This window comes from Pseudomonas sp. B7, assembly GCF_016735645.1.
In the GTDB taxonomy this organism is placed as follows: domain Bacteria; phylum Pseudomonadota; class Gammaproteobacteria; order Pseudomonadales; family Pseudomonadaceae; genus Aquipseudomonas; species Aquipseudomonas glycinae.
Window position 1 is genome coordinate 140,937 of sequence record NZ_JAERRE010000005.1, and the last position, 25,331, is coordinate 166,267.

The 25,331-nt window shown below is 60.9% G+C and carries 22 protein-coding genes; 8 read left to right on the forward strand and 14 right to left on the reverse strand.

Going from position 1 to position 25,331, the window contains the following annotated elements; genetic code table 11:
• Positions 1-106 precede the first annotated feature (106 nt).
• The 5 genes from JKA62_RS13725 to JKA62_RS13745 all read right to left on the reverse strand — a co-directional run bounded on the left by JKA62_RS13725 (position 107) and on the right by JKA62_RS13745 (position 3,264).
• Entirely contained in the window at positions 107-526 is a 420-nt protein-coding gene (locus JKA62_RS13725) for an organic hydroperoxide resistance protein (protein ID WP_011333886.1), read from the reverse strand.
• A 301-nt stretch (positions 527-827) separates the two neighbouring features.
• Positions 828-1,745, reverse strand: coding sequence for an AraC family transcriptional regulator (locus tag JKA62_RS13730; RefSeq protein WP_201818394.1), 918 nt, complete (start codon positions 1,743-1,745; stop codon positions 828-830).
• A gap of 81 nt (positions 1,746-1,826) precedes the next feature.
• Positions 1,827-2,084 (reverse strand): Atu4866 domain-containing protein, encoded by a 258-nt coding sequence (locus tag JKA62_RS13735; RefSeq protein WP_039773158.1) that lies wholly within the window; start codon positions 2,082-2,084, stop codon positions 1,827-1,829.
• Between the two features lie 19 nt (positions 2,085-2,103).
• Positions 2,104-2,322, reverse strand: coding sequence for a hypothetical protein (locus JKA62_RS13740; RefSeq protein WP_201818257.1), 219 nt, complete (start codon positions 2,320-2,322; stop codon positions 2,104-2,106).
• Positions 2,323-2,499: 177 nt separating this feature from the next.
• Entirely contained in the window at positions 2,500-3,264 is a 765-nt protein-coding gene (locus JKA62_RS13745; protein ID WP_201818259.1) for an SDR family NAD(P)-dependent oxidoreductase, read from the reverse strand.
• A gap of 284 nt (positions 3,265-3,548) precedes the next feature.
• On the opposite strand from JKA62_RS13745, the gene JKA62_RS13750 reads away from it, so the two are divergent.
• Together JKA62_RS13750 and JKA62_RS13755 are read left to right on the forward strand one after the other, a co-directional pair.
• Positions 3,549-4,493 (forward strand): helix-turn-helix domain-containing protein, encoded by a 945-nt coding sequence (locus tag JKA62_RS13750; protein ID WP_041475248.1) that lies wholly within the window; start codon positions 3,549-3,551, stop codon positions 4,491-4,493.
• Between the two features lie 180 nt (positions 4,494-4,673).
• Positions 4,674-5,408: an SDR family oxidoreductase gene (locus tag JKA62_RS13755; RefSeq protein ID WP_011333892.1), complete on the forward strand. Its 735-nt coding sequence runs from the start codon at positions 4,674-4,676 to the stop codon at positions 5,406-5,408.
• A gap of 70 nt (positions 5,409-5,478) precedes the next feature.
• Here the strand turns inward: JKA62_RS13755 and JKA62_RS13760 are convergent, their stop codons facing one another.
• The 4 genes from JKA62_RS13760 to JKA62_RS13775 form a co-directional block, all read right to left on the reverse strand.
• On the reverse strand, positions 5,479-6,831 hold the full coding sequence (locus JKA62_RS13760) for a cytochrome c (RefSeq protein ID WP_201818262.1): 1,353 nt from the start codon (positions 6,829-6,831) through the stop codon (positions 5,479-5,481).
• A 17-nt stretch (positions 6,832-6,848) separates the two neighbouring features.
• Complete coding sequence (locus JKA62_RS13765; RefSeq protein ID WP_201818264.1) at positions 6,849-9,092, reverse strand: xanthine dehydrogenase family protein molybdopterin-binding subunit; 2,244 nt, start codon at positions 9,090-9,092, stop codon at positions 6,849-6,851.
• Positions 9,092-9,547: a (2Fe-2S)-binding protein gene (locus JKA62_RS13770; protein WP_011333895.1), complete on the reverse strand. Its 456-nt coding sequence runs from the start codon at positions 9,545-9,547 to the stop codon at positions 9,092-9,094. Before JKA62_RS13770 ends, JKA62_RS13765 begins: the two co-directional genes overlap by 1 nt.
• Before the next feature lie 78 nt (positions 9,548-9,625).
• Positions 9,626-10,558, reverse strand: a complete 933-nt coding sequence (locus JKA62_RS13775; protein WP_201818266.1) for an AraC family transcriptional regulator — start codon at positions 10,556-10,558, stop codon at positions 9,626-9,628.
• A 229-nt stretch (positions 10,559-10,787) separates the two neighbouring features.
• Between JKA62_RS13775 and JKA62_RS13780 the strand changes: the two genes are divergently transcribed.
• A complete protein-coding gene (locus JKA62_RS13780) occupies positions 10,788-11,996 on the forward strand; it encodes an MFS transporter (RefSeq protein WP_201818269.1) in 1,209 nt (402 codons plus the stop codon).
• Positions 11,997-12,190: 194 nt separating this feature from the next.
• Here the strand turns inward: JKA62_RS13780 and JKA62_RS13785 are convergent, their stop codons facing one another.
• The 4 genes from JKA62_RS13785 to JKA62_RS13800 form a co-directional block, all read right to left on the reverse strand.
• Entirely contained in the window at positions 12,191-13,189 is a 999-nt protein-coding gene (locus tag JKA62_RS13785; protein WP_201818271.1) for an NADP-dependent oxidoreductase, read from the reverse strand.
• Between the two features lie 67 nt (positions 13,190-13,256).
• Positions 13,257-14,126 carry an alpha/beta fold hydrolase gene (locus JKA62_RS13790; protein ID WP_085611773.1) on the reverse strand — a complete coding sequence of 290 codons (870 nt, stop codon included), beginning with the start codon at positions 14,124-14,126 and terminating at the stop codon, positions 13,257-13,259.
• A gap of 82 nt (positions 14,127-14,208) precedes the next feature.
• Positions 14,209-14,997, reverse strand: coding sequence for an SDR family NAD(P)-dependent oxidoreductase (locus JKA62_RS13795; RefSeq protein WP_129973647.1), 789 nt, complete (start codon positions 14,995-14,997; stop codon positions 14,209-14,211).
• Positions 14,998-15,036: 39 nt separating this feature from the next.
• Positions 15,037-16,137: an alkene reductase gene (locus JKA62_RS13800; RefSeq protein ID WP_201818273.1), complete on the reverse strand. Its 1,101-nt coding sequence runs from the start codon at positions 16,135-16,137 to the stop codon at positions 15,037-15,039.
• Between the two features lie 151 nt (positions 16,138-16,288).
• Here JKA62_RS13800 and JKA62_RS13805 point away from each other — a divergent pair, with 151 nt between their 5' ends.
• From JKA62_RS13805 to JKA62_RS13815, 3 genes are all read left to right on the forward strand, one after another.
• Positions 16,289-16,885, forward strand: a complete 597-nt coding sequence (locus tag JKA62_RS13805; protein WP_199913024.1) for a TetR/AcrR family transcriptional regulator — start codon at positions 16,289-16,291, stop codon at positions 16,883-16,885.
• 129 nt (positions 16,886-17,014) lie between these two features.
• Complete coding sequence (locus tag JKA62_RS13810; protein WP_201818274.1) at positions 17,015-17,635, forward strand: TetR/AcrR family transcriptional regulator; 621 nt, start codon at positions 17,015-17,017, stop codon at positions 17,633-17,635.
• A 199-nt stretch (positions 17,636-17,834) separates the two neighbouring features.
• Positions 17,835-19,106 (forward strand): OmpP1/FadL family transporter, encoded by a 1,272-nt coding sequence (locus tag JKA62_RS13815; protein ID WP_201818276.1) that lies wholly within the window; start codon positions 17,835-17,837, stop codon positions 19,104-19,106.
• A 75-nt stretch (positions 19,107-19,181) separates the two neighbouring features.
• Here JKA62_RS13815 and JKA62_RS13820 read toward each other — a convergent pair whose 3' ends face one another.
• Entirely contained in the window at positions 19,182-20,642 is a 1,461-nt protein-coding gene (locus JKA62_RS13820) for an efflux transporter outer membrane subunit (protein ID WP_201818278.1), read from the reverse strand.
• Positions 20,643-20,851: 209 nt separating this feature from the next.
• On the opposite strand from JKA62_RS13820, the gene JKA62_RS13825 reads away from it, so the two are divergent.
• The gene (locus JKA62_RS13825) at positions 20,852-21,961 is read left to right on the forward strand and encodes an efflux RND transporter periplasmic adaptor subunit (RefSeq protein ID WP_201818281.1); all 1,110 of its coding nucleotides are present in this window, start codon (positions 20,852-20,854) and stop codon (positions 21,959-21,961) included.
• A complete protein-coding gene (locus tag JKA62_RS13830; RefSeq protein ID WP_011333907.1) occupies positions 21,958-25,047 on the forward strand; it encodes an efflux RND transporter permease subunit in 3,090 nt (1,029 codons plus the stop codon). Before JKA62_RS13825 ends, JKA62_RS13830 begins: the two co-directional genes overlap by 4 nt.
• The last annotated feature ends 284 nt before the right edge of the window (positions 25,048-25,331 follow it).

Here is a 25,331-nt window from a genome sequence, read left to right on the forward strand (position 1 = left end):
TTCGCTCCTCTGGTTGTTTGAACCGGAGGAACGGCATCGCTCAACCCTGTAAAAAAACCGCCCGAAGCCGTGCATCGGGCGGTTTGCAGGATCAAACAGGGCTGATTCAGATCAGCCGCAGGGTGACGTCGATGTTGCCGCGAGTGGCCTTTGAGTAAGGGCAGGTCTGATGCGCCGCGTCCACCAGCGCCTGGGCAACCGAAGGCTCCAGCCCCGGCAGGCTGACACTCAAGCGTGCCTGAAGGAAGAACGCATCACCGGTCTTGCCCAGATCGATTTCGGTTTCGACCGCCACATCCGCCGGAAGCCTGATCTTCTGTGCCGCGGCTGCCTTGCCCATGGCGCCGATGAAGCAGGCCGACCAGCCGGCTGCCAACAGCTGTTCCGGATTGGTGCCGCTGCCATTCGAACCCGGTGGCGAGAGCTTGATGTCCAGATTGCCGTCAGAGCTGCGTGAGGCGCCATCGCGCCCGCCAGTGGTGCGGGTCTTGCCGGTGTACAGCACGGTGTCGAGTTGATTGATCATGGAAATACCTGCCTGAGTGATGGGTTAAGTCGGACAGCGAAGGTTCCGATGGCCCACACTTTTGCATTGGCATGTACCCGTGATGTGTCGTGCGGCGGCGTTTTTGTATCGCTCTGTAGCCTGGCCTGGACATCGGGGACGAGGCAGGCCATTGGTTCCTGTCGCTTATCACGTCAGACGATACGCATTGACCGCTTACAGACTCGCTGTGCATTGCGCAAAGGGGCAGGCTTGGGTCTGCCTGCCTCTTTCGCGATCCGGGCGGATAACCGTTCCCGGCGTCTGCGTCAACGTGCGGGGTTTACCCCGTGCGACGCGTGCGGCTGGCATCTTTGGAAGGTGGGCAGCCAAACTGGCGACTGTATTCCCGGCTGAATTGCGACGGGCTTTCGTAGCCCACTCGATAACAGGCGCTCGCCACATCCAGCCCTTCGCCGAGCAACAGCCGGCGGGCTTCCTGCAGGCGCAGTTGTTTCTGATACTGCAGCGGACTCATGGCGGTCACTGCCTTGAAGCGATGATGCAATGTGGAGTTGCCCAAATTCGCGACCCGGGCGAGTTCTTCGATGCGCAAGGGTTGGGTGTAGTGGTTGTTCAACCAATCGATCGCCCGCGTAACCCGACGTGTTTGCGAGTCGCCGAGGGCAAGCTCATACAGACGACGGCCGTGCATGCCGCGTAGAAGGCGGTAATACAGCTCCCGCAAAGCCAGAGGTGCCAGCATGCCGATGTCTTTCGGGGTGTCCAGCAGTCGGACCAGTCGAAGCATGGTTTCCAGCAGGGGCACATCGACCCTTTCAAGGAAAAGTCCCAGTTCCGGCTCGTCCGGTACGCCCGCCGGCGGCGCGTCGGCGATGACCTGGGCAATTTCCGCGGCCTCGAAATCGAACCGGATACACAGGTAAGGCGCTTGCGGACTGGCCTTCAGCACGCGCCCGGCAACCGGGAGCGTCACCGAGACCACCAGGTAACTGAGCGGATCGTAGAGGTAATGATCGTCACCCAGGCTGATTTCTTTTTGGCCTTGCACGATCAGGCAAAGTGCCGGTTTGTGCACGGTATGGATCAGCTCCGAAGGTGCATCGAAACGAATCACATGCAGCGGAGCTATGGCGGTCTCATAGATCCCGGGTGTGGTAAAGCGTTGAGTCAGCAGCCGAACCAGTTCGTCACGGTAGATGGCTGTGTTTTGAAGGATGAAAGCATCGCTTTGTTCCATTTCAAGGCTCTCACATGTGTTCATGAGCGTCTGCCCGGAACTGCCCGGGCAGACGATATTCACCCGACATCATCAAAGTACTCATTGCCGATAGAGGATCATTCCGGCGTGATACAGCACGTCGTCATGAAAGTGGCCATCAGCGGTGAAGCCGGTGTCGTCCCAGTACTGGATGTAATCACCAACCAGTTCGTAGCGGCCCTGATAGGCGCTCTTGTTTTTACCACGGGCCTCGTCGTAACGACCAGTCGTCAGAAGCTCATGACGGATGAATCCATCCGCGGTGACCCACATGCCTGCGTAACGATGGTCCTGAGTGGTTTTTTTGGCATCTTTCATCACTTTTCTCCTCGGATGTTCAGACTGAGCCGATACGGCCCAAAGCCGTGCGATCAGAGCCGTTTTCGGCAACGCGAAAACCCGGAGTGCGATCACTGCCGCCTTCAGTGACGCGCATGCCGGGCGTCCGGTCAGATCCGTCAGCGGCCAGGTACAGACTGGTCGAGGAAAGGTTGATCGCGCAGGCCACCATCGCGCCGATCACCAGTGAAAGGGAAAGCCGTTTTGCGTTTTTCATTGTTCAGTCCTCATTGACGTTGTTCATCTGAGCGGCCTGCCGTGGCCTGTGTGTGCATCCGTTGCGTGCTTTCAGATTACGTAGCCGAGCGCAGCGGTGTTAGGACGAAACTGCCGCAGATTTGCCTGATCCTCTCGGGCTGGTCGGGCGTGTCCTGCGGCGCATTTGTGCTGCGGCTCAGCCGGCCGTGACCGTCATGCCGCCGTCGGCCATGACCACCGAACCGACCATGAAGCTGGCCCGATCCGAGGCGATGAAGGCGACCACTTCGGCGATTTCTTCCGGTTGGGCGGCGCGGCCGATCGGCGCCGCTTCGCCATGTTGGGCGAGAAAGGCAGGGCCATCGTCGACCACATCGTTGAGGATGTTGGTCACCACATCGCCGACACCGACAGCATTGACGCGGATGCCGTGGCCAATGACCTCAAGCGCCAGGGTGCGCGTCAATTGGGCCAGCGCGCCTTTGGAAGCGGTGTAGGCGGCAATGGTGGGGAAGGCGAAATAGGAAGCGTAGGACGCGATGTTGACGATCGATCCGGACTTGTTGGGCATCATCGCTTTGACCGCCTCCCGGCTATGCAAAAAGGCCGCCGTGGCGTTGACCGCCTGAATGCGTTCCCAGTCTTCGCGGGTCATGTCGATGACCAGTTTGTTGATGATGATGCCGGCGTTGTTGACCAGAATGTCCAGCCGACCGAATTGCTCGACGGCCAGGGCGACCGCGCGTTCGGCTGCGCCGTCCTGAGTGATGTCGGCCACCAGGGGGACCAGGCCAGGGCGGGCCAGCGCTTCAACCTCAGGGTTTATATCTTCAGCAATGACTTGGGCGCCGCGGGCGTGCAGCAGCAGTGCGATGGCCTTGCCGATGCCACTGGCCGCGCCAGTGACCAGCGCGACTTTACCGGCCACTTCGTTTGGGGTGCTGTTCTTGAAGTCGGTCATGATGTTCTCCAGCGTTTTGATCGAGTAGGGATAAGCCGTGTTGGCGCCGGCGAGGCGCTGTCATCGGCGACGGGTCTACTGTCTCGCAGCGGAGTGAGGTCGGCTTTCGTGAGATTGCCCACGCTGTCGGAGTTTTGCGCTGAATGTCAGTGAGGGAGGTTCGGTGCTCGATTCAACCCACGGCAAAAGCTCGATATCATCGAGCCGGTCTCCTGACGCGGCGTACGGGCAAGCGTCCGAGACCTGTCTGGCTTGGCACAGCCGAATCTGAAAAGGACGAGTTCATGGCACATACCGGGCGCACCTCCCAGGAACCGATGTCGACATCTTCTCGAGACTTGCGCATCACCGGCGAGTCGATGGGTGAGTTCCTGCCAGGCGAACCGCAGGCGTTACCCTCGCGCCCGGAAATCACCGACGTAGTGATTCAGCTGTTTACCCATCGCAGCGTTACTGAGCCCATTCTCGTGCCTGCGGTGGTGGAACCGCTGCTCGTTCTGGTTCTGGCCGGGGCGGCGACGGTAGAGGAGCGCGCATTGGGGGGCGAGTGGGAAGCTGCGCAGGTCAGTGCCGGCGATTTTTTCCTCACCAGCTCCGATGAGCCGTATGAAATGCGTTGGCAGACGCACGGAGGCGATACCTTCGAGGTCATGCATCTTTATCTCGGCCTGCCGCTGATCGAGCAAGCGTCTCGAGAGCTGTCGGGTCAGCACGCAGGGTCTGTGCGTTTGCGCGATGTTTCAGGGGCACGGGACGAGCGCGTCGCGTTTGTCATGGAGCAATTGCGCACCGAACTGCTTCTGGAACGCTCGCCCAGTGCTCTTTTCGCCCGCTCGCTGGCGCAGGCGCTGGCCGTGCATCTGGTGCGCAGCTATCTGGCTGAAAGCCAGCCCGGGCGTCGGGTCAACGCCTTGCAAGCCTTCAAACTGCGCAAAGTCACCGACGCCATGCGCGCGCATCTGAGCGCTGAGTTCAGCCTGGCCAAACTGGCCAGCCTTGCCGAGCTGAGCGAGTACCACTTCAGCCGCCTGTTCAAGCGGGCGACGGGGCTTTCGCCATCGCAGTACTTCATTCGCTTGCGCATGGCTCGCGCGCGGCACCTGTTGCTGGAGACCCGTCTTGGCGTCATCGACATCGGGCTGGAGGTCGGCTACTCAAGCCCCAGTCATTTCTCGCAGGTATTTCGTCGCGAAGTGGGCGTAACGCCCAGCGAGTTCCGTGGGGCCTGAGCGCCCCTACGCTACAAATTTGCAGGCGATGCACACAGACACGAATAGGCAAAAGTGGCGCAGGTTTCGGCACGCGCCGACGACGCCCGTGCCCTTAATCTTTTCGACGTACCCCGCAGCAACGACCGCGTCTTCAGCGGTCGGTGCTGAACTTCAATGCAGACAGCAGGAGCTACGGATATGTCGAACATTCAAAACAAAGTCGTCCTGATTACCGGTGCAAGCAGTGGTATTGGCGAAGCAGCGGCCAGGTTGATTGCTGCCAAAGGCGCGCATGTGGTCCTCGGTGCCCGCCGCACCGAGCGTCTGGACAAACTGGTCAGCGAAATCCAGGCCGAAGGTGGCTCGGCAAGTGCCTGCGCACTGGACGTTACGGATCTGCAATCGATGCACGCCTTCGTGGCGTTCGCCAAGACGCAACATGGCAAGGTCGATGTGATCATCAACAACGCGGGGGTGATGCCTTTGTCTCCGCTGGCTTCGTTGAAGGTCGATGAATGGAACCAGATGCTCGATGTCAACGTTCGCGGTGTGCTACACGGTATTGCCGCCGTCTTGCCGGACATGCAGGCGCAGGGTTTCGGTCAGGTCATCAATATCTCGTCCATTGGTGGACTCGCGGTTTCTCCGACAGCGGCAGTGTACTGCGCGACCAAATTCGCGGTCCGGGCTATCTCGGATGGTCTGCGCCAGGAAACGGACAAGATCCGGGTGACCGTGGTGTGCCCGGGCGTCGTCGAGTCCGAACTGGCCGATACGATTTCCGATGAGGTGGCACGCGAGGAAATGAAAGCCTTCCGGCGTGTGGCGCTCAATGCAGACGCCATTGCGCGGGCGCTCACCTATGCCATCGAGCAGCCTGATGATGTGGACGTGAGTGAGATTGTGGTTCGTCCGACCGCCAGCCCACACTGAGCAGTCTGGAGGCTAGCCAGTCCCGCGCCGTGCGCGGGACCAGCAAGTCGATGCTTTATCAATCTTTCCTCTAGCGCATCTGCAGGATGATCGGACTGCTGCTGGCCGGATCGGTGTGTTCACGCAGTTTGCCCACCGTCTGCGCATCAACGGCACTCCCCTGATTGCCCCAAGTGCTGCGCATGAACGTCAGCACTTCGGCGATCTGCTGATCCGACAGCTGCTCACGGAAGGCAGGCATGCGATAGGCATCCGGCACGCCCGCCGCCACCACTCGTTGCGAACCATTCAGAGTGATGTTGATTGCCGAGGCACTTTCCCTGGCCAAAGCCGAGGTAGCGCCCGCCAGCGGCGGCATCCATTGCGATTGACCCTTGCCGTCCAGACCGTGGCACGACGCACAGCGCGTCACGTAGGTCTGTGCACCGGGCGATTCCAGACGTTGCGCTGCCGAAACCGCTTGATACTGCCAAGGCGCGCCATCCCGTTCGCGATCTCCCGGAAGCGACTTCAGGTAGTGGGCAATGGCCGTCAGATCGTCGTCGCTCATGAACTGTGTGGAGTTGTTGAACGCCTCGGTCATCGAGCCGTAGACCACCGCGTGCTGGTTGCGACCGGTCTTGAGGAACTGCACGATCTCTTGCTCGCTCCAACGGCCCAGCCCGGTGTTGTGGTCATCGCGCAGGCTCGGCGCGTACCAGCCATCGAGCAGGGCGCCGGCGAGGTATGGCTTGCCGGACTCATCCAGTGCTTTTTCGTTGAACGCCAGGCTGCGCGGAGTATGACAACTGCCGCAGTGCCCGGCGCCCTGAACGAGGTAAGCGCCACGGTTCCACTGTTCATCCTGCGACGGTTTGGCTACGTAGGGCTCCGCGTCGACAAACACACCGTTCCACAGTGCAATCGGCCAGCGCAGGTTCAGCGGAAACGGAATTGCACTCGGGATGTTCGCTTGTTTCACCGGTGCCACGCCTTTCATGAAAAACGCATACAGCGCTCGTACGTCTTCATCACTGAGCTTGGCGTAGGACGGGTAGGGCATCGCCGGGTACAGACGGCGACTGTCGGGCGCCACGCCGTGGCGCACGGCCCGGTCGAAGTCCGCCAGGCTGTAGTGACCGATGCCGGTTTCTGTGTCCGGGGTGATATTGGTCGCATGGATTGAGCCCAGCGGCGTGGCCATTTCCAGCCCTCCGGCGAACGGCGCGCCGCCCGGCACACTGTGGCAGGCCACGCAATCGCTGAGCCTGGCGACGTATTCGCCACGGGCCACCAGCGCCGGATCGATGTCGGCCACGGCGATCTGATGGTTTTCCAGGCGCGAGACAGGCTCGCGGGTGACATACCAGGCCAGCAGGCCTGCCGCGACCAGACACGGCACGGCCAGCCAGCCAGCGGTTCTTGCGAATCGGCTGTTATTCATGAACGCTCCGGCGCTGATCAGGTGAAAGTGTGTCGGCTCAAGGGCAGGCTGCGTACCCGCTGACCGGTCAGCGTCGCCACCGCGTTAGCGACAGCGGGCGCGACCGCAGGCAACGGCGGTTCACCAATGCCACCCATTTTTTCCCCGCTCTCGACCACCCGCACATGCACCCGTGCCATCCGCGCAGGCGGCAGGATCGGGTACAAGTCGTAGTTGCGCGCCCGGGGTTTGCCATCCACCCACACGGCTTCTTCCACCAGTGTTTGCGACAGTCCCAACGCTACGGCGCCATTGACCTGAGCCTCGACAATCGCCGGGTTGATGATGCTGCCCGGATCAATCGCCTGCCAGATGTCATGCACCTTGACCTGGCCATTCTCGATGGACACCTCGGCGATCACCGCCGTCTCGGTACCGAACGGCGAAGCCATGGCCACCCCACGCGCACGTCGGCTGCCGTCCTCGGCAGTGAACGGGCCGCGCTTCCAGCCGCCCGACAGTTCACCCACCGCTTGCAGCAAGGTGGTCAACCGTTGGTTGCCGCGCAGCAAATGCAGGCGCAAGTCGAACGGATCTTTGCCACCCTTGTCGGCCAGTTCATCGAGGAACGATTCATAGAAGAAGTCGTTGAGCGAATTGCCCACCGAACGCCAGTAGCCGAGCATCGCCGGACCTTTGACGTAGATCTGTGCGATGCGCTTGTTGGGGATCGCATAGGACTTGCCGGACAACCCTTCAAGGGCCGTCGGGTCGAGCTTTTCACCCTGTTTGCCGGCGAGGGCCTCGGTCGGGCCTTCGGTGGCACTGATCGCTTCGATTGCCAGCGGCCAGCCGTCGCTGTCCAGTGCGGCACGGAAATTCACGGCGGCAACCGGGCGAAGCACGTCACGCAGGAACTCTTCTTCGCGACTCCAGATCAGTTTGACCGGGTGGCCAACTGCTTTGGCCAGCGCGATGGCCTGAGGGTAGGGACTGGCCGAGTCGTAGAGGAAATGCCGACCGAAGAACCCGCCCAACAGCGGCGAATGCAAGGTGATGCGTGACGGATCGAGCCCGGTGCGCTTGGCGATGTCGGCGCGGAACATGTCCGGCGCCTGATTCGGCAGCCAGACCTCAAGCGAACCATCCGGATTGAATCGGGCCAGTGCTGAAGGCGGCTCCAGCTGTCCGTGGTTCAGGTATTGGTTGTGGTAAGTGGCGTCGATCCGGGTCTTGGTCTCCTCGAGAATCGAAGCCACATCGCCTTCGTGTTCATCATCTCTGGCGGGGCTTTTATCTTCAGCGAGGCGCTTGAACCAGGCATCGCTGGAAAAGTCAGCGGGCATCGGCCGCACTTGGCTGTCGGCCGTCGGCTCTTGCCAGTCGACCTGAATCGCCTCGACGGCACGTTTGGCGTGCCACCAGCGCTCGGCGACCACCGCTACGGCGCCCGGCAGACGGTGCACGGAATGCACGCCTTTCATCGCCTTGACCTGATCTTCGTTGCGCAGGTTGCCCACGGTCATCCCCAGGCGCGGGGCATGTTGAACGGCGGCATGCAGCATGTCGTCGACCTTCAGATCGATGCTGTACAGCGCCTTGCCCGTGGATTTGTCGTAGGCATCGAGGCGCTTCACCGGTTTGCCGATCCAGCGGAACTGACTCGGATCGCGCAGCTTTACAGAGGCCGGATCGGGAACCGGCAGATCCATTGCGCGCTCGGCCAGTTCACCGTAGGCCAACGAACGCCCGGACGTGGCATGCACGACCTTGCCCGGCTCGGTGCTCAACTCGCTCACCGGCACGCCCAGTTGCTGCGCGCCGGCCTGCAACAGCATGGCGCGGGCGAGGGCGCCGAGGCGACGCATGACCGGGTAACTCATGCGCACCGACATGCTGCCGCCGGTGATGCGCAGGCCGTTTTCCATCACCACATAGGCTTCGCCGGGCGGCGCGGCTTCGACCAGGAAGGTCGCCGGGTCGGCATCCAATTCTTCACCGACGATCTGCGCCATCGCAGTGAATGTGCCTTGTCCGCCTTCCATGAACGGGCAGAGCAGACGCACGCGGTTGTCCGGACGGATCTCGAGAAACGCCGGGACTTGGGTGCCGCGCTCGGCAGTCGCTGCCGCTTGTACCCGTGTCGCACCGAGCGGCAGACCGAAGCCGAGCACCAGTGCGCCGACGGCGGTACCGGTCAGAAAACGTCTGCGCGACACATTGATCGGTTCCTGCAGATCCAGTACTGAAGCGTGTTGTGAAGGGTCGATACGAACGTTCATCACGCGTCCCCCTTGCCGGCAAGTTCATGCACGGCGGCATGAATGGCGTTGTAGGTACCGCAGCGGCACAGGTTGACCATCGCCGCCTCGATCTGCGCATCACTCGGTTTGGGGTTCTGCTTGAGCAGCGCGGTGGCAGCCATCACCTGCCCGGACTGGCAGTAACCACACTGGGCGACTTGCAGATCGACCCAGGTCGAGACCACCCGTTTGCCCACTTCATCGGCTTCGATGGCCTCAATCGTGGTGACCTCCCGGCCAACCACACCGGCTACCGGCGTGACGCAGGAACGCACCACATTGCCGTCCACCAGCACCGAGCAGGCGCCGCATTGCGCCAGTCCGCAGCCGTACTTGGTGCCGGTCATGCCCAGATCATCGCGGATCACCCACAGCAAGGGCGTATCGGCGTCGGCATCGACCTGATAGGTCTTCTGGTTGATTCGTAGTTCCATGGTTCACCCGCTTGATCATCGGTTGACGTGCATTGTTATGAGCGGTGACACGCGGCGGGGCGCATCACCGGTTTTGGTTCAATTCGCGACTGTGCCGAGCGCGGCTGCCTCGAAGGGCTGCCCGCGCAAAAGGGCCATGTCGCGGCTCGGTGCGGTGCCGAACAGCCGGCCATATTCGCGGCTGAATTGCGAAGGGCTTTCATAGCCGACCGCAAACGCCGCCCGCGACACGTCCAGGCGCTCGACCAACATCAGCCGCCGGGCTTCGTTGAGCCGCAGCCATTTCTGGTATTGCAGCGGACTCATGCCGGTGAGCTGGCGGAAATGATGGTGAAAAGTCGGCGCGCTCATCTGTACCCGCGCGGCCAGATCATCGATGCGCAGAGCATCGGTGTAGTTGACCTTGAGCCAGTCGATGGCCTTGGCGATGCGATAACCCTGACCGTCGACGGCAGTGATCTGCCGCAGCCGTGGGCCTTGGTCGGTGTGCAGCAACCGGTAGTGGATTTCCCGCAGAATCAGCGGCGCCAGGACCGGGATCGCCTCGGGTTCATCGAGCAGGGCCAGCAGGCGATCGAGCGCGTCTTCCAGCGCTGACGACAGGCTGCCAATCGCAGCGCCCGTACCCGTTGATGGCTGGCGTTTCGAGGGCAAGCCGCTCTTGGTAATGACCTCGGCAAGCATGCTGACATCCAGCTTCAGCACGAGGCCGACACAGGGCTGTTCAGGACTGGCGAGCATCACTTCGGAGTTGGCGGGCAGATCCAGTGAAGTGACCAGAAACCGCGAAGGGTCATAGCTGTAACCCTCACCGCCGACCCACAAGCGCTTTTCGCCGCGGCCCACAAGAATCAGGCTGGGCTCGATCATGCACACAACGGGTGGTGCCGGTTGGTCGCGACGAAACAGAGACAGACCGGGTATCGACGTGGCGAAGTCGCCCGGTGCGCGCACGTGCGGGTCGATGTGCCGTGCCAAAGGTGATTCCTGGGGCAGAGGGGTCGGGATCATGTGGGCTCACTCCTTTGACCGAACTCTAATGCGCGCGCGAGACGTTTCCTATCCATCTCCCTGCATCGCCAGAGGATCAGGCAAGCATTCAAGAGGAATGCGCTAGGGAAGCACCGGACTGACCGGGAGAATGTGTCTATCTGTTACAGGGACAGTGCCCGGACGGGCGACAAACTGTTTGCCCCTGCGCATCACACCCCTACGTTTTTTCGCACCACAGGTAGTTTTCATGACGTTTCCTTCTACAGATCCTTCTAAAAGAACAGGCGGCTGGAGCGCCGTGCTGGCGATGTCGCTGGCCGCATTCGCTCTGGTCGCTTCCGAGTTCATGCCCGTCAGCCTGCTGACGCCGATTGCGGCAGACCTGCACATCACCGAAGGTCAGGCCGGGCAGGGTATTTCCGTGTCCGGTGCCTTTGCCTTGATCACCAGTTTGTTGATCGCCTCGGTCGCCGCTCGCGTCGAACGCAAGAAGCTTCTGCTTTGCCTGACCTTGTTGATGATCGTCTCCGGAACGGTCGTCGCACTCGCCCCGGGCTACCCGTCGTTCATGTTCGGACGTGCGTTGATCGGGATTGCGATTGGTGGTTTCTGGTCGCTATCGGCGGCGACTGCCATGCGCCTGGTGAAGCCTGAACAGGTTTCCCGTGCGCTGGCCATCGTCAATGGCGGCAACGCTTTGGCCACGGTCATCGCCGCTCCGGCCGGCAGCTTCCTTGGCTCGTTGATCGGCTGGCGCGGCGCATTCTTCTGTGTGGTTCCAGTCGCAGCGCTTGCCGCCGTGTGGCTGCTGATCAGCCTTCCGTCTTTCAAGGCCGAGCGCCAGGCCGGTAGCGGCAACGTTCTGCGGTTGATGAGGCAATTGCCAGTGGCTTTGGGCATGGTCGCCGTCAGCGTCTTTTTCATGGGCCAGTTCATGCTGTTCACTTACCTGCGGCCATTTCTCGAAGGGGTCACCGGTGTCAGTGTTTCAACATTGTCTTTGATGCTACTGGGCCTGGGGCTGGCAGGTTTTATCGGCACCTTTCTGATCGAACGGTTTATGGGGCGTGGCCTCTATCGCACGTTGACCGCCATTCCGCTGATCATGGCGGTGATCGCGCTGGCGTTGGTCAGCTTCGGCAAATCACCGCTGCTGACCGCCGTGCTGCTCGGACTCTGGGGGCTGGTTGCCACAGCTGCGCCGGTTGGCTGGTGGACGTGGCTGGCGCAGACGCTCCCGGATGATGCGGAAGCCGGAGGCGGCTTGCTGGTGGCCATCGTCCAACTGGCGATCGCCGGCGGCGCAATCGTTGGCGGCCTGGCCTTTGATCTGAGCGGTTACAAAGCCACCTTCGAGCTTAGCGCCGCTGTCCTGGTCGCTGCTTCCGTGCTGGCCTGGCTGGCCGGGCGCAATGCCACGCAAATTCATCTTGTCGAGCCGAACGCGACAGCCTGACGAGATCACCTGCAACCTTCCTTATGGCTCAAGCATCAAACTGCGCCAAACGATAACGGGCGGTTCAACCCGCGCAACATCCGGTTGAAGCGTTTGCTGCTCCTGCACCTCTGGCGAAATCACTTCGGCTGATGACCGCTCAAGTAGTAAAAACTGTGCAGTTTCTTCGGTCGATTCATGAGCAGGCGACGTGGTCATTTGAGCGAAACAACAACCTTGCCTTTGGCGCGTCCCCGCTCGACGTACTTCAATGCCTCGGCCGTTGATTCAAAGGGGAAGGAGCGATCAACCACTGGTTTGATGATCCCGTCCTCCACGAGCGCGGTGATTTGTTGCAGTTGAGCGCCATTGGCCCGCATGAACACGAACGCATAGCTGACGTCCTGCTTGCGCGCTTTGCGACGAATGCCAAGGCTCAGCAGGCGCATGACTTGCTGCAATGGCCAGGACAATCCTTGCTCCCTCGCGAACTGCACAGTGGGTGGGCCCGAGATGGAAATGAGTTGGCCGCCGGGCTTCAGGACCTTGAGTGACTTCTCCAGCACGTCGGCGCCGAGGCTGTTCAGCACCACGTCGTAGTCATGCAGGACACTTGCGAAGTCCTGCTGTGTGTAGTCGATCACCAGATCGGCCCCCAGCGCCTTGACCCATTCGATATTGGCGGTACTGGTGGTTGTGGCGACAAACGCACCGAGGTGTTTGGCAAGCTGAATGGCAACGGTGCCGACGCCGCCTGAGCCTGCGTGAATCAGCACTTTCTGGCCCTTTTGCAGCCGGGCGGTTTCAACCAGTACTTGCCAGGCAGTCAGTGCAACAAGGGGCAAGGACGCGGCTTGTACCATGTCGGTATTGGCGGGTTTCAGGGCGACCGCGTTTTCGTTCACGGCGATCAATTGGGCGAACGTCCCGATCCGCGCTTCGGGCGGGCGAGCGTATACCGCGTCTCCCGGTTTGAAGCGTGTCACCTGCGTGCCGACTTCAACCACGACACCCGCCAGGTCATTGCCCAATATCAACGGAAAGGCGTAGGGCAGGATCAGCTTGAACTCGCCTTTGCTGATCTTCGAATCCAGCACGTTGACACTGCTCGCATGGACCTCGATCAACACGTCGTGGGCACCGACTGCGGGGGCGGGCGCTTCGCCAATGCGTCCGGGGTTCTTGCCATAGCCATCAATCAGAAATGCTTTCATCGTGGTGCGGCTCTTGCTGGTTGTACGGAGGGTAGTCGGTGGGTTGCGGTGTCGCTGCGTGATGTGATCAAGCATCGAGAAACGCCTGCGCCTTGGCCACAAAGTCGGCGTGATGCTGGAAAATCCCGCCGTGCCCGGCATCCTCATAAATCACCAACTGTGCGTCGGGGATAAGCCTGGCCAGTTCAAACGAGTTAACGCTGGGCACCATGATGTCGTTGTCGCCGTTGACGACCAGTGTCGGTGTGCGCAAGCGTCCGAGCGCTTGCCGCGGTTGTTTGCCCCACGCCGTGATGGCTTTCAATTGCCGCAGGAAGGCGCGTGGCGTCGGGCCCTTGTCGCGATTGTTCTTGCGTGCCTTGAGGCGTCTCAAATACTGCGAGGCAGATCGTCGCCCATTGGCCGACGAGGTGAAGAAGAGGTAGAACTTGGGATCGCGCAGGGTCAGCAAGCCTTTGAGGATCAATGGCCATGACACTGTGCCGACCTTGTCGATGCCGGTGCCGCCCGCCGGTCCAGTACCGGTCAGAATCAACCGGCGTACCAAGTCAGGCGCCTTGAGGGCAATGTCCTGAGCGACGAAACCTCCGAGGGAAAATCCGAGCACATCCACGGTTTTCAGCCCCAGCGCCCTGATCAGCTGGATGGCATCGTCGGCCATTTCACCCACCGTCAGTGGCGCGGTTCCACCCGAGTTGCCGATGCCGCGATAGTCGGTGGTGATGACGCGTCTGGTTTGCGCCAGGCCATCGATGATTGCGGGGTCGAAGTTGTCCAGCACCGCGCCCCAATGATTGAACAGCACGAGGGGCACGCCGGTTGCGGGCCCGGTGTCGCGGTAGGCGAAGGGAATGCCGTTGACCGTGATCGACTGGTTCGCCGCGTCGATGAATGACGTCGGCGAACCCGGGCGGGAATTTGTCTGTATTGAACTCATTGTCACTCCGGCAAGCCAGCAGGATTCGATGCAATGCCCTGTGCCTGCATCGAATCTGCCGCGAATGCTCGCTAGCAAAAAATCACTGTGGCGTCTGGTAGCGTTGGGCAACCGCAGACTGGCGGATTTGCCCCAGCAGGCCCTGGCGTGCGCTCTGCAGGTCATCCCAGCGCTCGGCTTCGTGCAGCGGCGGGATGGTCACAGGTTCGCGACGATCGAAACCGACCAGTGCGGCATCCACCAGATCACCCACTTCCATGATTTCGCTCAGGGTATTGATGTCGACGCCGGAGCGATCCCAGATTTCCGTGCGGGTGGCGGCGGGCAACACGGCCTGCACGTAGACGCCCTGAGGCGAGAGTTCCAGGCTCAGGCCCTGGGACAGGAACAGCACGAAGGCCTTGGTCGCACCGTAGACGCTCATGCCGAACTCCGGCGCCAGGCCTACCACCGAACCGATGTTGATGATTGCGCCGTCGCCGGCCTTAGCCAGACGTGGGGCGATGGCGCTGGCGAGCCGCACCAGCGCCGTGGTGTTGAGGGCAACCAGTTGCGCAACGCTGTCGGTGCTTTGATCGACAAAGTGGCCGGACAGCGCAGCGCCGGCGTTATTGACGAGAATGCCGATGCGGGCGTCGTCGCGCAGGCGGCTTTCAACGGTGGTCAGATCGGCGAGTTGGGTCAGGTCCGCCGGGATAACATCGACGGCGACGTCGTGCTCGCTGCGCAGGCGCGCTGCCAGTGCGTCCAGGCGAGCCTGATCGCGGGCGACCAGTACCAGATCGTGACCACGTTTGGCGAAGCGTTCGGCATAGACGGCGCCAATGCCGGTAGAGGCGCCAGTGATGAGAACAGTAGGGCGAGTGCTCATGGGGTATCTCTCTTTCAGGAGGTGAGAAACGGAACGCGCTCAGCTTGCGCTGACGCTCGATTCAGCCAGCGTCGGGTAGTCGATGTAGCCCGCCGCGCCGCCGCCGTAGAGGGTGGCGGGATTGAACGCGGACAGCGGCGCACCCTGCTTGAGGCGCTCCACCAGATCCGGGTTGGCAATGAACGGGCGGCCGAAGGCGATCAGGTCGGCCTGGTCTTCGGCCAGCCGCGCAGTCGCCAGGTCCAGGTCATAGCCGTTGTTGGCGATATAGGTGTTTTTGAAGCGCTGGCGCAGGGCGCCGAAATCGAAGGGCGCCACGTCGCGCGGGCCGCCGGTCGCGCCTTCGACCACGTGCAGGTAAACCACGCCGAGGGCGTCGAGTTGCTCGACGACGTAATTGAATTGCGCCTGCGGATCGCTGCTGGCCACGCCGTTGGCCGGCGACACGGGAGACAGGCGCACACCGGTGCGATCTGCGCCGATCTCATTGACGACCGCCGCCGTCACTTCGAGCAACAGACGCGCACGGTTTTCAATCGAACCGCCGTAAGCGTCGGTGCGCAGATTGGCGTTGTCCTTGAGGAATTGATCCAGCAAATAGCCGTTTGCACCGTGAATTTCCACGCCATCGAACCCGGCGGCGACTGCGTTGGCCGCAGCCTGGCGGAAATCGGAGACGATCCCCGGCAGTTCGCTGGTTTCCAGGGCGCGGGGTTCGGAGACGTCTTCAAAGCGGTTGTTGACGAACACTTTGGTCGCGGCACGCAGCGCAGAAGGGGCCACCGGTGCGGCGCCGTTTTCTTGCAGGTCAACGTGTGAGACGCGGCCGACATGCCACAGCTGCAGGAAGATTTTTCCACCCTTGGCGTGGACGGCATCGGTGACTGTGCGCCAACCGTCTATCTGCGCCTGTGTATAGATCCCGGGGGTGTCCTGATAACCCTGACCCTGTTGGGAAATCTGCGTCGCTTCACTGATCAGCAGACCGGCGCTGGCGCGTTGGCTGTAATAGGCGGCCGCGTATTCGCTGGGAACAAAGCCCTGGCCTGCGCGGTTGCGTGTCAGCGGTGCAAGAACGACGCGGTTCGACAGCGTGAGACTGCCCAGGGTGTAAGGGGTGAACAGAGTCTGTTTGGTCATCAGATGATTCTTCCGTGCCCGTTGATGGAGATCGGTGGGGGGTGTGAAATTAGGATGATGATCGAAATCTAAACTGTCAACTGTTTTGATTATGGCCAACATCTATGTATCATCGGACGCAGGAATTCCCGCTAAACACGAGGTATTGCACGTGAGAGTCACCAAGGCCCAGGCGCAGGCCAATCGAGAACACATCGTTGAAACGGCCTCAGAGCTGTTCCGTGAGCGTGGCTTTGATGGCGTCGGTGTGGCCGATCTCATGGCGGCTGCCGGTTTCACCCATGGAGGCTTCTACAAGCACTTCGGCTCGAAGGCCGACCTGATGGCCGAAGCCTCGGCCTGCAGTCTTGGCAAATCGTTGACCGGCGCCCAGGCGCTCGACGTGCCCGGTTTCATCAACGTCTACGTGAACCGAGAACATCGCGACGGACGCGGCAGCGGTTGCACGATGGCCGCACTGTGTGGCGACGCGGCGCGTCAGTCGGACGATGTGAAGGCAACGTTTGCCGCAGGCATTGAACAGATCCTGCAAACCCTGGCGGAAAAATATCCTGTGGGCACGGATGCCGCAGAGGGCGAGGGGAGAAAGAAAATGATCGACCTGCTGTCGCGGGCGGTCGGCGCGATTGTCCTGTCACGCGCTTGCCCGGATGATTCGGCATTGGCGGACGAAATTCTTGAGGTTTGCCACGCTGAAATGTTTGCTTCATTACCGGTGCTGCCGGTCGATCAAGTGGAAACGCCGTAGAAGGGCCGATCCGCCCTTCGCGATGACTTGAACGTCAGCCTGTTATCAGCCGATCAGCCGGCTTTTCGTGACCATGTCCTCTGTTGGTCACGATTTGTAAGTCCTCGACAGGGTGAGTAAGCTACGCCCATGAATCAGCCATCCCTATCTTCGCCCGGCCCACGTGGCCCAGTCGATCACGACATTCGTGATCAGATTGTCGCGGCAGCCAATGAACACTTCAGCCAATACGGCTATGGCAAAACCACGGTGTCCGATCTGGCCAGGGCCATCGGTTTTTCCAAGGCGTACATCTATAAGTTCTTTGATTCCAAACAGGCGATCGGCGAAGCGATCTGCTCGAATTGTCTGGGCCAAATCGTTTCCGCGGTAGAGCAGGCTGTCAACGCAGAGGGGATTTCGCCGACCGAGCGTTTCCGCCGACTGGTGAAAACCGTGATAGCAACGGGGGTGGACCTGTTCTTCAATGACCGCAAGCTCTACGACATTGCGGCATTTTCCGCGGCGGAGCGCTGGCCCAGCGCCCAAATGTACGAGGAGCAGATCAAGCGTTTTATCTTCGACATCGTGCGTGAAGGGCGAGAGCTCGGAGAGTTCGAGCGCAAGACCCCGCTGGACGAGACCGTCGAGGCGATTCATCTGGCCTTGCGCCCCTTCGTAAACCCGTTGCTGCTGCAGCACAATCTGGATTTTATCGAGGTTGCGCCCACGCTGACCTCCAACCTCATTCTGCGTAGCCTGATGCCCTGACCCAACCCCGATCACCTGTTCAGGTGAGCTGAGCCAGAGCGCGACATCCCCCAACCAGGTTTCCTGTTACCGGCACATGCGTGCCGGTACGGCTTTGATTTTTGCTCAATGTGACCATTGACTGAAATGGTCACTTGGATAGTATGGCTTCGCTGTCGTTCTCGATGTTGTTTTTCAGTGATCCCATAGAGTCCAGATAATGAAAAAAATAATGCTCAAGAATCCCGTCGGCCTGGCGGTCGCGCTGGTGTCCTCCAATGTGTTGGCCGGTGGTTTTGCCCTCAACGAACAAAGCATCAGCGGGATGGGGTCCGGGTTTGCCGGGCGATCCTCATCCGCCGAAGACGCCAGTACGATCTACGGCAACCCGGCAGGCATGGCGCGGCTTAAACGAGAGCAGGTGAGCGTTGGGGCGGCGACGCTGTTCGCCAAATCGGACATCAGCCAGACACGCAGTACGTTTGGGGGGAAGGAAGACGGCGACATGGTGCCCGCCACCACGGTACCGATGGGGTATTACGTGAAACCGATCGATGAGCATTGGGCATTCGGCGTCGGGTTTTATGTGCCTTTCGGGCTGATCACCGACTACGGCAGTGGTTTTGCCGGCCGCTATTACGCCAACAAGAGTGAAGTCACCACGCTGACCTTTCAGCCGACCATCAGCTACGCCTTTAACGAAAAGGTGTCGATCGGATTCGGGCCGACCATCAATCGTATCGGCGGAGAGATATCGGGTATGGTGCCCAACCCACTCAGCCCCGGGCGCAACGACGGCAAACTCAAAAGCACCGGCGATGACACCGCACTGGGCTTCAATGCTGGCGTGCTGGTGCAGGCGACCGATGAGACCCGCCTGGGCCTGACGTATCACTCCAAAGTCAGTTATCACCTGGACGCCAAAACCAAGGTCACCGATGGCATCTTTAGCGTGCTGGGCGTCAGCGGCCGTAGCTATGACGCATCGCTGGATGTGGACACGCCGGAGTCGGTGGACTTTTCGCTGACGCATCAATTCAACGACGACTGGACGCTCTATGTGGGCAGCACCTGGACACGCTGGAGCCGCTTCAAGGAACTGACCATTGAGAACAGCGGCTTGCCGCCGTTGCTGAGCGGCCAATTGGGGACGATCAGCGAAGAGCAGAACTGGCATGACACCTGGGCTCACGCGATCGGTGCGGCCTATCGATTGAATAACCAATGGGTGCTGCGTGGCGGGTTTTCGGTCGATCAGTCACCCGCCAACAACACCAATCGGGGGCCGCGCATTCCGACGGGCGACCGTAAGGTTGTCAGCTTCGGCGCCGGCTGGACACCCGTGGACAATGTCACGATCGATCTCGCGTATTCCTATCTTTGGGAGGAAAGCGTCGAGGTCAACGACACCTCGGCATCGAGGGGGGCCTACCGTGCCAGGTACAAGAACAGTGCCAGTGGGTTCGGTACGTCGGTCAGTTATCGCTTCTAGTTGAGCGCTATCAAGCCAAATGCGGGTCGGGAGTGCGCGAGTCTCCTGACTCTTGAAGCGATCTGAGGTTGCTGCTCAGCGCGCCGCTACAGAACCCGGCTCAACGGGTTGCCATCCTCCACCGAGCGACTTGAATACCGCCACCGCCGCACGGGCCGATTCGGTCCGCGCTTGCGCTCTGGCGTCGGAGGCCTGCAACAGTGTTTCGTCGGCGTGCAGGACATCGATCAGGCTGGCGGTGCCTTTTTCATAGGCGGTGAACGAGGACCGGCGAGCTTGAGTCAGCGCCGCTTCGCCGCCGGTAAGGGTGGTGGTCTGAGTTTGCCGATTCACCAGTGAGGACAGCGCGTTCTCGACATCTTCGGTGGCGCGCAGTACCGACTGGCGATAGGCGGCCAATGCTTCAGATTCCTGGCCTTTGGCCTGATCGATCCGGGCGTTGATGCGTCCGAAGTCGAATAGCCTCCAGCGCAGACCCAGGACAGCGCTCGACTGGCTCGCGCCGCTGGTGAAAAGATTGCCGCCGGAGACGGCAGTCGCGCTGCCGAGCAAGGCGCTGAGGGAAAATTTCGGGTAGTACTCGGCAATCGCTTCGCCGATACGCGCGTTGGAGGCCGCAAGGCGGCGTTCGGCCACGATCAGATCCGGTCTGCGCCGCAGCAGATCTGCCGGTGTGCCCAGCGCAGTCAGCGACGGCACATCGGGAATTTCGCCCTCAGGTGCCAGTTGCGTGCGGTGGGTGCCGGGAGGCGTGCCGAGCAGCACGTCCATCGCATTCATGGCCGCCTCCAGACCGCTTTGCAGTACCGGAACGCTCGCCTGGACTTGCGACAATTCACCCTCGGCCTGGCGCACCTGATACTCCGCGGCCAGCCCTTTGCCGTAAAGCAACTGAACCTTCTCCAGCAATGCGCGCCGGGTGTCGACTTGCCGGTTGGCGATGTCCAGCCGCGCCTGTAATCCGCGCAGGGTGATGTAGATATCGGCCGTTTGCGCAGCGATCGCCAACCTCGTCGCCGTGAAACCCGCTGCCGAGGACTGGTACTCGGCCAGTGCCGCCTCGCGTCCGCGGCGCAGTCCGCCGAAGACATCGACTTCCCAGCCCGCCTCGAGATTGGCCTCGTAGGCATTGCCGTAACGGTCATAGCCGGGTGTTGAATTCAAGACTTGGCCCAGTGGTGTCTCGACGGACTGATAAGCGCGTGCAGCCTGTGCGTTGATGCTCGCCGAGGGCAGCAGTGCTGCATTTGCGGCGCCCAGGCCGGCCCTGGCCTGGGTGACGCGCGCTGACGCCTGCGCCAGGTCCAGATTCTGCTGCAGCGCCTGGTTGATGAAGTCGGTCAGCAGTGGATCATTAAAGTTTTTCCACCAGGCGACAAGATTATCCGGCGTCGATTCGGACCGCGGTTCGACAGCGGACTGGCCGACGTAATGGTCCGAAATCGGGGCGTCCGGACGATGGTAATCCGGGCCTACCGCGCAACCTGACATCAAGCCGGCGGTAACCAAAAGAGCAATCGGGCGGAGGGGGGGCATGTGAGTTCCTTGGCGGGCTGTTTGTGACCATAATATGTTTTGGTCACAATCTGTCAATTAGCGACGCTCGTGAAGTTTGGCAGTTTTCAGAGGTGGGTAGAGGGTTTTCTGATTGGTAAAGCTCGGAAGGGCATACATGAAGTGACTATTGACGGTAATGGTCACAGGTATGAGAATATGATGATCATCCTATTTTAGTAAGGGAACCTATGCGCCGGCTCCGATCTTTCCCCATTGCCGCATGTCTGTTGCCACTCGCTCTGGTGGCGTGCGGTGATTCTTCCTCCGTAGTCGATCCGCGTACTCAAGCGCCTTTGGTCCGGGCCACCGCCGTTCAGTCAGCGGCCGACGGTTCCCGATCTTTTACGGGGGTGGTGACGGCGCGCATTCAGAGCGACCTGGGCTTTCGCGTATCGGGCAAGCTGCTCGAACGTCTGGTGGACACGGGGCAGACCGTCAAACGCGGTCAGCCGCTGATGCGGCTTGATCCCATCGACTTGGGGTTGCAGGCGCGCGCGCAACAGGAGTCGGTCACCGCCGCCCGGGCCCGGGCCAGGCAGACAGCCGATGACGAAGCCCGCTATCGCACTCTGGTCAGCGCGGGCGCCATTTCCGCATCGGCCTACGATCAGATCAGAGCCGCCGCAGATACCGCCAAGGCGCAACTAAGCGCTGCTGAAGCGCAAGCGGACGTAGCCCGCAACGCTTCCGGTTATGCGGTGCTGGTCGCCGATGCCGACGGCGTTGTGGTGGAAATACTCGCCGAACCCGGACAAGTCGTCAGCCCTGGACAACCGGTGGTTCGACTGGCGCGGGCAGGGCAGCGCGAGGCCATCGTGCACTTGCCCGAGACGTTGCGTCCCGCAGCAGGATCCACCGCGCAAGCCACGCTCTATGGTGATGCCTCGGGTGCTGTGACCGCGAAACTGAGGTTGCTTTCGGATTCGGCGGACCACACGACGCGTACATTCGAGGCCCGCTATGTACTGGAAGGCGCGCTGGCCAATGCGCCGATAGGTTCGACAGTCACCCTTAGAATCGCCGAGGGCTCGACACCTGCCGCGTCGTTGCAAGTGCCCATAGCCGCACTCTACGACGCCGGTAAAGGTCCTGGCGTGTGGGTCATCGCCGGGACACCGCCAACCGTGACCTGGCGTCCGGTTAAGGTGCTGGGTTTGAGCGATGATCTGGCGCGCGTGGCTGGCGATCTCCGGGTCGGCGAACAGATTGTGGCGCTGGGCGCTCATCTATTGCACGAAGGTGAACCCGTAAGAATGCCTGTGCCTGAAGCGGCCACCGTTGCCGGGAGTCGTCCATGAGCGAAGGACGATTCAACCTTTCCGCCATCGCCGTTCGCGAGCGGGCGATCACGGTCTTTCTGATTTTCCTGATTGCCGTTGCCGGCACCCTGGCGTTCTTCCAGTTGGGGCGTGCCGAAGACCCTCCATTTACGGTCAAGCAGTTGACCGTCATCACGGCATGGCCGGGGGCGACCGCACAGGAGATGCAGGATCAGGTCGCGGAGCCACTGGAAAAACGCCTGCAAGAACTCAAATGGTACGACCGCTCGGAAACCTATACGCGGCCAGGGCTCGCTTTCACGATGGTCTCGTTGCTCGATAGCACGCCGCCTTCGCAAGTGCAGGAAGAGTTCTATCAGGCGCGTAAAAAACTTGACGATGAAGCCATCAAGTTGCCGGCGGGCGTCATCGGGCCGATGGTCAACGACGAATATTCGGACGTGACCTTTGCGCTGTTCGCCCTGAAAGCCAAGGGCGAGCCACAGCGTCTGCTGGTCCGCGATGCGGAGTCTATGCGCCAGCGCCTGTTGCATGTGCCGGGGGTGAAGAAGGTCAATATCATCGGCGAACAAGCCGAACGGATATTTGTTTCTTTCTCCCATGAGCGGTTGGCGACCCTGGGCTTGTCGCCGCAGGACATCTTCGCCGCGCTGAACAGCCAGAACGCACTGACCCCGGCCGGATCAATCGACACCAGCGGGCCACAGGTTTTTCTGCGTCTCGATGGTGCGTTCGACAAACTGCAGAAAATCCGCGACACCCCTGTGGTCCTGCAAGGGCGGACACTCAAGCTGTCTGATGTGGCGACGGTCGAACGCGGTTATGAAGACCCGGCCACCTTTATGGTGCGCAATAACGGTGAAGAGGCGCTGTTGCTCGGCGTGGTGATGCGCGAGGGCTGGAACGGTCTTGATCTGGGCAAGGCGCTGGATGCCGAGATCGTCAGGATCAATGAGGAAATGCCCTTGGGTATGACCCTCTCGAAAGTCACCGACCAGGCAGTGAATATCGACTCCGCTGTCGGCGAGTTCATGGTCAAGTTCTTCGTCGCGCTGCTGGTGGTCATGCTCGTCTGCTTTCTGAGCATGGGCTGGCGTGTCGGCGTGGTGGTCGCCGCTGCCGTACCTTTGACCCTGGCGATCGTGTTTGTGGTGATGGCCGCCACCGGCAAGAATTTCGACCGTATTACCCTCGGGTCATTGATCCTGGCGCTTGGTTTGCTGGTCGACGATGCGATCATTGCCATTGAGATGATGGTCGTGAAAATGGAGGAGGGCTACGATCGCATCAAGGCGTCTGCCTATGCCTGGAGCCACACGGCGGCGCCGATGCTGTCCGGAACCCTGGTGACGGCGATCGGTTTTTTGCCGAACGGTTTTGCTCAGTCCACGGCCGGCGAATACACCAGCAACATGTTCTGGATCGTGGGCATCGCCCTCATCGCCTCGTGGGTCGTCGCAGTGGCGTTCACCCCTTATCTGGGCGTGAAACTCTTGCCGGACATCAAGGCTGTGGAGGGTGGACACGCGGCGATCTACAACACGCCGCGATACAACCGTTTTCGCCGGGTTCTGACCCGGGTCATTGCACGCAAATGGTGGGTCGCAGGCATGGTCATTGCGCTGTTCTTCGTGGCCGCTGCGGGCATGGGCCTGGTGAAGAAACAGTTCTTCCCGACCTCTGACCGTCCTGAAGTCATGATCGAAGTGCAAATGCCCTACGGCACTTCCATCGAGCAGACCAGCGCCACGGCCGCCAAGGTCGAAGCCTGGTTGCGCCAGCAGGAGGAGGCAAAAATCGTCACGGCCTATATCGGCCAGGGTGCACCGCGTTTCTTCCTGGCGATGGCGCCCGAACTGCCCGATCCGTCGTTCGCCAAGATCGTGGTGCTGACCGACAGTCAGGAGGCACGAGAAACCCTCAAGTTGCGTTTTCGTGACGCGGTGGCTCAAGGGCTTGCCCCTGAGGCGCGCCTCAGGGCATCGCAGATTGTGTTTGGTCCTTATTCGCCATTTCCAGTGGCTTACCGGGTGATGGGGCCTGATCCGGCGAAGTTGCGCGTAATCGCCGAGCAGGTGCGGAGCGTGATGCAGGACAGCCCGATGATGAGAACCGTGAACACTGATTGGGGGCCGCTGACGCCGTCGTTGCATTTCAACCTGGATCAGGACCGTCTACAGGCAGTGGGGCTGACATCGACTGCGGTTGCACAGCAATTGCAGTTCCTGCTCAGCGGAGTACCGATTACGGCGGTGCGTGAAGATATCCGTTCGGTACAGGTGATGGGGCGGGCAGCGGGCGATATCCGGCTCGATCCGCAGCAAATCGAAGGCTTCACCTTGGTCGGTGCGTCGGGACAGCGAATCCCGTTGTCGCAGATCGGCGAGGTCGATGTGCGCATGGAGGATCCGATCCTGCGCCGGCGTGATCGCACCCCGACCATCACCGTGCGCGGCGACATTGCCGAGGACTTGCAGCCACCGGATGTTTCCAATGCGCTGCTGAAGCAACTGCAGCCGATCATCGAGAAGCTGCCTTCCGGTTACCGGATCGAGCAGGCGGGCGCGATCGAAGAATCCGGCAAGGCCGGCAAGGCGATCCTGCCGTTGTTGCCGATCATGATCGCCATGACCCTGGTCATCATCATTGTGCAGGTCCGTTCGATCTCGGCGATGATCATGGTGTTCCTGACCTCGCCGTTAGGCTTGATAGGCGTGGTGCCGACACTGCTCATCTTCAATCAGCCGTTTGGCATCAATGCGCTGGTCGGGTTGATTGCACTGTCGGGGATCCTGATGCGCAATACGCTGATTCTGATCGGCCAGATTCATCACAACGCGCAAGAAGGGCTGGATCCGTTTCACGCTGTCGTCGAAGCCACGGTGCAACGTGCGCGACCGGTACTGTTGACGGCCCTGGCGGCAATCCTGGCGTTCATTCCCCTGACGCACTCGGTATTTTGGGGGACGCTGGCCTATACCCTGATTGGCGGTACGCTCGTCGGCACCGTCATGACGCTGGTGTTCCTGCCCGCGATGTACTCGATCTGGTTCAAAATCGGTCCTGACGCCAGGCCGCCGGCTGCAACAGTCAAACCGGAGTAGCCATCAGTACTGAAAATCGAGGCCTGATCGCGGAAACGACAAAGCCCTGAATAATCAGGGCTTTGTCGTATATAAAGATGGCTTCCAGCCTCACCGCCCGGCGCCGCGCGGGTCGTCAATGTGCGCCGAATCGCTCTCGGCCGTTCCGATCTCGGTCCGGCGTGGCCTGTGCTTTCGAAAAACTGGATGGTAGCTGAGTCAGTAGAGTAGAGCCATCAATGAGTTGGGCGGAGCCGGGCACACACCCTGCATTCACCGGTTCACCTGGCAGATCGATGCAGACA

Coding starts and splice junctions, on each gene's coding strand:
- JKA62_RS13830 (WP_011333907.1), top strand. CDS start 21,958: ATGAGCGAAGGACGATTCAACCTTTCCGCCATCGCCGTTCGCGAGCGG.
- JKA62_RS13820 (WP_201818278.1), bottom strand. CDS start 20,642: ATGCCCCCCCTCCGCCCGATTGCTCTTTTGGTTACCGCCGGCTTGATG.
- JKA62_RS13770 (WP_011333895.1), bottom strand. CDS start 9,547: ATGGAACTACGAATCAACCAGAAGACCTATCAGGTCGATGCCGACGCC.
- JKA62_RS13775 (WP_201818266.1), bottom strand. CDS start 10,558: ATGATCCCGACCCCTCTGCCCCAGGAATCACCTTTGGCACGGCACATC.
- JKA62_RS13750 (WP_041475248.1), top strand. CDS start 3,549: ATGGCACATACCGGGCGCACCTCCCAGGAACCGATGTCGACATCTTCT.
- JKA62_RS13755 (WP_011333892.1), top strand. CDS start 4,674: ATGTCGAACATTCAAAACAAAGTCGTCCTGATTACCGGTGCAAGCAGT.
- JKA62_RS13740 (WP_201818257.1), bottom strand. CDS start 2,322: ATGAAAAACGCAAAACGGCTTTCCCTTTCACTGGTGATCGGCGCGATG.
- JKA62_RS13760 (WP_201818262.1), bottom strand. CDS start 6,831: ATGAATAACAGCCGATTCGCAAGAACCGCTGGCTGGCTGGCCGTGCCG.
- JKA62_RS13780 (WP_201818269.1), top strand. CDS start 10,788: ATGACGTTTCCTTCTACAGATCCTTCTAAAAGAACAGGCGGCTGGAGC.
- JKA62_RS13745 (WP_201818259.1), bottom strand. CDS start 3,264: ATGACCGACTTCAAGAACAGCACCCCAAACGAAGTGGCCGGTAAAGTC.
- JKA62_RS13725 (WP_011333886.1), bottom strand. CDS start 526: ATGATCAATCAACTCGACACCGTGCTGTACACCGGCAAGACCCGCACC.
- JKA62_RS13790 (WP_085611773.1), bottom strand. CDS start 14,126: ATGAGTTCAATACAGACAAATTCCCGCCCGGGTTCGCCGACGTCATTC.
- JKA62_RS13735 (WP_039773158.1), bottom strand. CDS start 2,084: ATGAAAGATGCCAAAAAAACCACTCAGGACCATCGTTACGCAGGCATG.
- JKA62_RS13730 (WP_201818394.1), bottom strand. CDS start 1,745: ATGGAACAAAGCGATGCTTTCATCCTTCAAAACACAGCCATCTACCGT.
- JKA62_RS13815 (WP_201818276.1), top strand. CDS start 17,835: ATGAAAAAAATAATGCTCAAGAATCCCGTCGGCCTGGCGGTCGCGCTG.
- JKA62_RS13825 (WP_201818281.1), top strand. CDS start 20,852: ATGCGCCGGCTCCGATCTTTCCCCATTGCCGCATGTCTGTTGCCACTC.
- JKA62_RS13795 (WP_129973647.1), bottom strand. CDS start 14,997: ATGAGCACTCGCCCTACTGTTCTCATCACTGGCGCCTCTACCGGCATT.
- JKA62_RS13810 (WP_201818274.1), top strand. CDS start 17,015: ATGAATCAGCCATCCCTATCTTCGCCCGGCCCACGTGGCCCAGTCGAT.
- JKA62_RS13765 (WP_201818264.1), bottom strand. CDS start 9,092: ATGAACGTTCGTATCGACCCTTCACAACACGCTTCAGTACTGGATCTG.
- JKA62_RS13785 (WP_201818271.1), bottom strand. CDS start 13,189: ATGAAAGCATTTCTGATTGATGGCTATGGCAAGAACCCCGGACGCATT.
- JKA62_RS13800 (WP_201818273.1), bottom strand. CDS start 16,137: ATGACCAAACAGACTCTGTTCACCCCTTACACCCTGGGCAGTCTCACG.